Raw genomic sequence first — 1,914 nt, 5'->3', positions numbered from 1 at the left:
GCTTTATTGATTTTATTGTTAATTTATAGACTCATCTAAGCGGAGAAGAGCCCTTAAGTTTGGGCTACTGATCATGCCGTGTCTGGAAAATGGGCTTGTTCAACACTCAAATAAAATGTTGGCTGCGCGACACCTATTCCTATTTGTTAGTTTTATAAATTTGAGAGAATATTTTGAGAATACTCTTCAAAGTGTCCAAGCTCTTCTACCCGTAAAGTAGGATTAAACTGAAACTTATAATCATACTCGACAACTAACACTTTCATATAGCAAGAGTCGATATTGATAATATCACCTACACGAGGAAGGTAATTGAAGTTCATTTCAGTTTCAAAAATATCTGCCCAAACTCCAGCTCTATTAGCTTCAAAAGTAATCTTAAATACAGTTTCTTCATTGTAACTAATCATATTATTTTCCTTTTACTGTGAGATAAAACTAACGCGCCACACAAGGGGCCGCAACTGCTTAGCAATGGAGGTCCAAGCCCACGAAGTGGACGAGCTTCGCTGTTTGTTAAACATGTTTTATATGATACTTTCCCGTTCTAAAACTTGACGAATGTCTTCGAACACTGCGCTTATGTTTCCTTTAGGGTACCTAATCTGACCCAAACCTTGAATATTGCTAAATTCTTCACAACCTTCTTCGAGCAACACGATAGCTCTTTCAAAACCAAGTCGTCCTTGAAACAGCCCTACCTCATGAATAACATTCATCCTAGCGTGATGATTACCATCTGCTTGCTCATCTTCAGCACTCATGACCAAAAATGCAATGCATGCTTGATCAAGCATTTGAGCCAAACGCGTAATATTTGTAAGTCCCGCAACAGGCACACGATTGAACTCATCCCAAGGCAGATTTAACCTTTCACTTACAAAATCTTTCAAATCTCTCCAATCATGCGACCTACCGTGGCCAATAAAAACATTAGTGCCAATTCTTTCTTCTATTGCCATCTTACTTTCCTGGTTTTGTAAATACTTTGAGATTCTTTGAATGACTTTGTATAAATTCCCTGCTGCCAAGAAAGCGGAAGTTATACCATAAACTGTACATTGAACAACTCTATGAGGAGGGTTGAGAATTTTATGCTCAACTTTTTGATCTCGAGTAGATAGCTTTCCTCTAGGGAGACTGGTTTGCAAAAAGTCTTCTTTGCTTGGTACCTTTATATCTTCCATCTCTTCAATGAGCTTCTGAAGAAAAGTATCATTTTCCATTAATCCTCGAGAATGAATTAGAGCTAAAGTGTTGTGTTTGACATCATCTATAGTTTCTTTAGCTCTTATACTATCTTTCGATGGCTCTGATAAATCTGGGTTTCCAGCTTGCTCCTGTATGTAGTCGACAATATCTTTAAAAGCATACTCGACCCAATCACCGGTACTCCCCATACCCAAAGAATCATATCCACTGTAGAGCCCCCATTCCGTGCTGAAATGGGCTCCAGCTGGAGGCGTTTCCAAGTTGTTATAATAAACACATGAATGGTAACCTAACCATGATCCTGACCATGAGGGTGCGACTTTCCCTGCCTCATCTAGCAATCGGCTAAGTTCGGAATAATCATAATCTGAAAATTCTTTGAGCTTATTTGCTTCTAAAATTAATTCTTTATGTATCGACAACTATTAATTCCTTTTCTGAAGTGTAAATGTGGTCCGCATGCACCAGACACTTATACTTGGTATAAGCATATGTTTTTAATGTATTATCATTATACACCGAAAAATCACGGACGAGAAAATACGACAAATTGAGGTGTTTTCCACACACTTCACATTTAGCATTAGAAAATCTATCGAAAGCCCTTGACGCGAGATTGGTTGGGTTCGCCTCATTTAAAGAGGAAAGGGGCAGAGGCGTGTTACAAACTTTAAGCTCCCCCGTAATGACAAACTTCAGTAG

At 38.6% G+C, this 1,914-nt stretch carries 2 protein-coding genes; both read right to left on the bottom strand.

Features of this window, described 5'->3' with window-relative positions; translation table 11 throughout:
• Window positions 1-152: 152 nt before the first annotated feature.
• Complete coding sequence (locus tag AB6E08_RS23095; protein WP_102512153.1) at window positions 153-410, bottom strand: hypothetical protein; 258 nt, start codon at window positions 408-410, stop codon at window positions 153-155.
• Between the two features lie 117 nt (window positions 411-527).
• The gene (locus AB6E08_RS23090) at window positions 528-1,634 is read right to left on the bottom strand and encodes a TIR domain-containing protein (RefSeq protein ID WP_198597040.1); all 1,107 of its coding nucleotides are present in this window, start codon (window positions 1,632-1,634) and stop codon (window positions 528-530) included.
• Between the last annotated feature and the right edge of the window lie 280 nt (window positions 1,635-1,914).

Source organism: Vibrio sp. 10N.247.310.24 (assembly GCF_041467175.1).
GTDB classification, from domain to species: Bacteria; Pseudomonadota; Gammaproteobacteria; order Enterobacterales; family Vibrionaceae; genus Vibrio; species Vibrio tasmaniensis_A.
This window is presented reverse-complemented; position numbering and strand designations above follow the sequence as displayed.

Bases quoted from the DNA above. Each gene is read 5' to 3' on its own strand.
- AB6E08_RS23095 (WP_102512153.1), bottom strand. From the start codon at position 410: ATGATTAGTTACAATGAAGAAACTGTATTTAAGATTACTTTTGAAGCT.